A 5,988-nucleotide genomic window follows, 5' to 3' on the forward strand; every position below is an offset into this window, starting at 1 on the left:
GTTCATTGGGGTATATGACTCCCATGAATTTTGAGTTGGCAAAGGCAGCTTAGGCGGATGTCCATTTTTACTGCTTCAGATCAACCAGTGACTGATGCGCGGGATTGATACGATTACGGCATTGAAAAAATAACGCAGAAAGCATACTAAATTCGTTGAGGTTTCTGCCAAAAACACGAACGGCGTATTGCATCGCTTGCTCCTCTTTTGGTCATGTTTCAAACCGGTTGATACCACATTCTGGAGATGAACTCTCCGATGACTTTGTCGCGTAGCTCCTCTGAACGGGAAAAGCAGATAGTCTTTCGATTCAACCGTTTAATCCGGATCCGCAGCGTCAGATAGTTTCTTTCAATACTCTGGGTAAATGCCTTGCTGACAAAGTGGCGCTCTTCCGGCAGTTCGGCGGTGTACGGTTTCCAGTCATCCGTACAGAAAAACCTGAATTTATAGGGTTTGATCAGCGCTATCAGTCTATTCNTCCAGGCATAGAAAAGCCAGCGCTGTCACGTTCGGTGGCGCCAGTTTTTTAGATGGCTGATGACGGTGGTTGGACTGATTCTGAGAACACGCCCCGTATCCTTGACTCCCGAGCCATTCATCGCCATATCCTTAATCCGTTCGTGGGTGCCCGGTTTGTTAGCGTTATAGATGAAATCGAGCTGAAAGCTGCGTTTGTAGTGTCGGCAGAGATAGCGTTGCAGTCCGGACTCTGCTTTACCGTTTTTCACAACACCATCAATGCTTTCACAGCTGGGGCATACAACGTTAATGACAGCCATAATCCAAAATGCGCAGCATAACCATTACTGGCGACTGTTATATATACGTAATCAACGGGTCTGATTCATGACCCGTTATTGGAGCTTGCAGTGTGAATAAATGAATATACAGCAGGCTATTCGATTAACTGTGACGAAAGTTAAACGGATGGTATTTTCTATAAGGCGAATGTATGAAAAAAATAAGGGAATAATCAAAAATCACTCTTGAGGGTTTTACTGTATTAATGCTGAAGTAAGTAGGCGCTATCTTAGACCTATTTAGAGTGATGATTTCTACAAATAATAGACAACCCTTACCCAGCATTTTCGGTCACCCGTGCATACATTGCTTATATGCACGACTGGAGCGCAAAGCTATGAGATGGCTTCTAGTGAACTGGCTGCAGAAACAATCTGCAGCCAGTGCTACAAGCAGTTACGTATGTCCCCTTGTAGGCGCTAGTGGCCAACTGGCAATTCAACCGGGACATCATTGATGCTGAAAATGCCTTCCTCCAGGCGGAACATCAGCTTTCGCTCTTCCACCCAGGGTTTGCGTACCTCTTCCATCGCTGTCAGGCAGAGTTGCTTACGCGCAATGTCTACCTCCGTGTCGCAGGCCATCATCAGGAAATCGCCGGAAATGGCCATCTCCTGGCACATGTTGGCCATGCGCTTGGCGTGGCTGGGCGGGTTGCCGTCAGCCATGGCAGCGGCACTGCCGAAGTGCTCACAACCCCAGCTGATCAAGGAATCCGTTGCTGAGAATGAGACGGTACTGTTAAAAGCGTTCAGCGCCTGTTTGCTCAAGGCCTGGCTGTCCGCTTCAGTAACAGGTGGCTCATTCAGGTATTGGGTCAGCAGATCACCGGTATGCTGGTTGCCCTGCACGCTGAAGCCCAGGGAGACACTGCCTTGCACGGTATCGAGATCAATACTGTCGATAGCGAAACGCGGCAGGTGCCGGGTGAACTCGATAGCAACTGCCAGCAATTCCTCACGCCCTTGCTCGGCTTCCAGTGAATCCATGGACTGGCCAATACTGAGCAGTTTTTGCAGGGCTGGTACACTGAGGTTCTCGGCAGAGAACTGAATCGCCAGACTGTTGATAAACTCCTTGCCTGACGGTATCGGCATCATGGGGATAACCACGGCGCCGGTTTCCAGCCGGGCAGTGGATGACAGCAGGTCGTTCTCCACCTGCTCACGGTTGCTGATTTTCAGGTCGGCGATCGAAAGCAGTGTTTGGACACCTATAGGTGTGACACCTGTGACGGTCAGTTCCGGTATGGTCATCAGCCACTGGTTGAAACCGTTTTCAAGCGTAAGAACCCCCTCGGAGAAGCTAATGCCGCCTACCTGCTCGCCACGCTCAATCATTTTCCAGTCGGCCGGTGTCAGGTTGAGGGTGGTGCCACTGCCATCCTGCATGCCACTGTCGTAACTGGCCTGTGTTCCGGAAATCTGTAGCTGAAGGTCACTCTCCGGATCCAGCGGAATGTTGTACTCACCGGCTTCAACCGTCACCCGGGTTCGGCCACCCCAACCCTGAGTGAGGGTAAGTTTACCGGGAATATCCAGTTGCATGGGCTCCTGGGTCATGGCGTAATGCAGATCCAGCGATGCCGTCGCCATATTGGGTAATGACAGAAGGGTGCCGTGATGGATAGTGCCCTCAAGCGTAATGCTTTCCCCGTTGAGTTTGCGCAGGTCCTTGCCTTCCAGGCGGGCCGTCAGCTGGGTTTCGGTATACCCCTTGTTCAATTCCAGCTGGCTGACGGTGTAGTGGTTGGTATCGGCAATTGCCTGAATCTGGCGGCTGAGCTGCCCGTTGATCAACTGTCCACTGATGGCGGGTAACAGCAGGGCGGTGGCACCGATAACACCGGCAACCAGTCCCAGTGACAAGATGCGTTTTTTTCTCTGGCTCATTGGTAGTCGTTTTCCCTGAGCATGAATGAAGTCCTGAAGCACTACGGCCGGTCACGGAGGTGGAACGGTTTTCAGGTGTTAACACTTAATAATATACAGGAGGGACTTCGTTGTTCCACTGGGATTCGATAATGGGTTTCATCACATGGGTCATGTTAACGTGAAGGGGCCTTAATGCATTAAGGCTTAACTCAGAGAAAAAATACCTCAGAATGCAGGTAAACCATGCTGACATTGCGCACAGGCAAGTACACCCGACAATTGGCCGAACTGGATCCGGCGGAGAACTATCATGAGATGGTTCGAATCATGGCTGAGCATGAGTTCCCCCTGGATACATTGATTGCCGGCGAACTGGCCCAGCTGAAAACTTTCGGTATTCCTGGCATTGCCCGGTTACTGCACCAAACCGGACGTTATGAAAAAGAAAGCACCAAACGTCTGGATGATACCAAGGCCATTCTGCGGGAAATCATGCAGCCGGGACCTGACAGCCCGGCCGGTAGGGAGATGGTGGGGCATCTCAATCAGATTCATGGTTTCTATAAGATTCCTAACCATGAATTTCTCTACACACTGTCCCTGTTTATTTTTGAAACGGTACGCTGGAATGCAGTTTTTGGCTGGCGCGCTATGACAGTGAATGAAAAAGAAGCGCTATACAGGGAGTTCCGCGATCTTGGCGAGGCGATGAATATTCAGGATATCCCACCTTCTTATGAGGCGTTTGAGCAATGGAAGACAGCGTACGAACAGGCACATCAGACTTATACACCGGAAGCCGAGAAAGTCACCGTCGGTATATTAGGAGGGCTTGCGGCCTTGTTGCCCGTTTGGATCAGGCCATTGACCCAAACACTGGTGGCAACGCTGATTAATGATGAACAGTTGCTTAAGGTTTTGGGGCTGAAAGCACCGCCGCTATGGCAGCAACGCAGCATTTTAGGGCTGATGAAAACCAGGGCATGGTTAGGCCGTCATTTTAATCTCTGGGAAAAACGGTCTTTTGCCGATAGTCGTATCATTAATCACTATATCCACTACCCGAATGGTTACCAGAGGATGCGCCTCGGCCCCAAGGTGCTGGTGGGCCGGATTTATGCCCGTAAGCCACTGGAGCAAACGGATTAAAGCGCCGCATTTGCGGCGCCTTGTGCACCATTAAGGTGTGACGACTTCCTGCTCAACGATCATATCCAGAATCCAGCGCTTGCTGGAGGCATCTGCCGGCGGATTGGGGACATCGAATTCCTTGATACGCAGGCGATAGGCAATGCCGGGCTCAGGCGCAAACCCTTCGATGGTGCCGTAATAGAGTGTCCAGGGCTGGCTCTTGTCTTCGCGAATCTGCAGGCACTCCATGGGCGCCACACCCACACAAGGGGCTTTTTCTGGCGCGACGTAAACAAAGAGGGTTTTTCCGTCTTCCATGGACGGTTGTTTGATGAAGGTGTAGCTGTCATCGTCTGAGGACAGGGTCAGCTGGTCACCGTGCTGCTCAACGACAGGCTTGCTGGCCAGCAGCTGTTTCAGGGCTTCTTCCCGCTTGGCGTTTTTGCCATGGCACAGCATCAGGGTCGTGGCCATATTGCCGACCACCAGATGACCACCCTCCATCTGGGCTTTGCCCATCATGCGGTTACAGCCGGCATAGGCGGAAATACGATCTTTCTGGATATCCAGTGTCATGGCCTTGGTGCCGGCTGCGGGCGTACTTTCCTGCCAGCGCCCTTCCGGCAGGCTGCTGCAGGCCGTTAATGTGGTGACAATGGCGGCGGTGATGCCAAGGCGCGTCATGTTCATTCGGTGCTCCCGAAAGTGAGTATTAATATGTCAATTGTCGTTTATAGTGTAGTGATTGGTGTAAACGACATCAGTCGTAACAACCGAAGTCTATGGTTTATTCTCTAATAGCGGAGACGTCTTTCGATGGTACGTTTTCCCCTTTTTTCCGGCCTTTTTCAATAGCGGCCATGACGTCTTCCATATTGATAACCAGAGAGTGTTCCCGGCCGGTTCGGACCCATTTTCGCCACTGGTTATCCTTGATGCTGTAGACAGCATGCAGTTCATTCATGGACCAGGGGATCTGCTGGCTGGCCAGGGTAGTGGTGAAGAAGGTAGCAAATGCGTTGATTTCCTGTTGATCAAGCGAGGCATTGGCGTTGTCCCAGGGCATCCAGGCACCCAGCCAGGTTGGGATGCCTCTGGACTGCTGGAATTGCCGCGCTGTTGCCACGGCATCCAGTAAAATACGACGCTCTTCAGGTGAACCGTCTCCGTGCCAGTCTTTGTTGCCCCCCCGCTGGTTTGGGCCAGAGGCATAACGGTGCCATTCGGCCAGTATGTGCTTCCCGTTAAACAGGTCACTTTCCAATTTTGTGAGGCCTTTTTCGGTCTTCAGGGGAGAAGTAAGGATGAGATTTCGGGTGGCGTTGTTTCCACCGGTAGACCGTATGGCGGCCATCGCATGACGCATCCATTCATTGGACAACGATGGATCAACGCGCAGGCCGCCAAACCCCTGGATACCGATCTCGGTCATCAGGTTAAACCCCAATGTTGGGGGAAAATCCCTGAAATATTCGGCAACCACTGACCACCAGGCGACATAGTTTTCACCATCCTGTGTGCTGGCTCGACTTTCCGCTTCGTGGTGAAGCCATGACAGGATGGGGGTTATGCCATGGTTATTGGCAATAGTGACGACACGTTCCAGTTCCGTCAGGAAGCGCTCCATTGCGGCTTTATCCAGATATTGTGCGGGTTCAGCACCTGTGTCCGTGATGATGTCGGCAAACCCGTAGATATCTGCCCTGGCTCTTAACCGGAGGTTACTGAATCCGGCTTTGCGAAGATCAACCATTGTTTGCATAAGATGGCCATCGGGCAGTTCTGACGTCTCGGGAGGTTCTGTTTTGAACCAGCTGGTAGCAAAGCCTGTTCCTATCATCTGCTGGTAGCGGAGTGCTGGAATAGGTTCGTCCTGGCCATAAAGGGCGCTGGTCAAGATCATTCCCACGGTTAACATGAGCATCGGCAGCCAGCGAATGGGCAATGGCCGCATCAATGCATCTGTGGTTGAGGGTATCATAGTGGCCTGGCGAGGTTGCAGAAGGAAGGTGTCGGTGAAGCCCCAAATGTAGGCAATTTTATCCAATATTCAAACATGGACGCCTATCAGTGATACCTCTGATATTTTATTTAGCAATTAGGGGCTGTTGACGTTTCATTGAAAGCCTTGAACCAAGCCTGAAAATCCGCAGTATGTTGCTACCGCTCATGCTTTCAT

At 51.4% G+C, this 5,988-nt stretch carries 4 protein-coding genes and 1 pseudogene; 1 reads left to right on the forward strand and 4 read right to left on the reverse strand.

Annotated elements, in window-relative coordinates; all coding sequences use genetic code 11:
- Positions 1 to 218 precede the first annotated feature (218 nt).
- Positions 219 to 782: pseudogene (locus ABD892_RS05660) on the reverse strand (IS1 family transposase).
- A 441-nt stretch (positions 783 to 1,223) separates the two neighbouring features.
- Positions 1,224 to 2,696, reverse strand: a complete 1,473-nt coding sequence (locus ABD892_RS05665) for a DUF945 family protein (protein WP_345194436.1) — start codon at positions 2,694 to 2,696, stop codon at positions 1,224 to 1,226.
- Between the two features lie 225 nt (positions 2,697 to 2,921).
- On the opposite strand from ABD892_RS05665, the gene ABD892_RS05670 reads away from it, so the two are divergent.
- Positions 2,922 to 3,827, forward strand: coding sequence for an oxygenase MpaB family protein (locus ABD892_RS05670; RefSeq protein WP_345194437.1), 906 nt, complete (start codon positions 2,922 to 2,924; stop codon positions 3,825 to 3,827).
- 30 nt (positions 3,828 to 3,857) lie between these two features.
- On the opposite strand, the gene ABD892_RS05675 is transcribed toward ABD892_RS05670, so the two are convergent.
- Both ABD892_RS05675 and ABD892_RS05680 read right to left on the reverse strand, forming a co-directional pair.
- Positions 3,858 to 4,499 carry a DUF4377 domain-containing protein gene (locus ABD892_RS05675; protein ID WP_345194438.1) on the reverse strand — a complete coding sequence of 214 codons (642 nt, stop codon included), beginning with the start codon at positions 4,497 to 4,499 and terminating at the stop codon, positions 3,858 to 3,860.
- Positions 4,500 to 4,596: 97 nt separating this feature from the next.
- A complete protein-coding gene (locus tag ABD892_RS05680; RefSeq protein WP_345194439.1) occupies positions 4,597 to 5,856 on the reverse strand; it encodes a cellulase family glycosylhydrolase in 1,260 nt (419 codons plus the stop codon).
- Positions 5,857 to 5,988: the final 132 nt, after the last annotated feature.

Origin of the sequence: Kistimonas scapharcae (genome assembly GCF_039540975.1) — a bacterium.
Classification (GTDB): domain Bacteria; phylum Pseudomonadota; class Gammaproteobacteria; order Pseudomonadales; family Endozoicomonadaceae; genus Kistimonas; species Kistimonas scapharcae.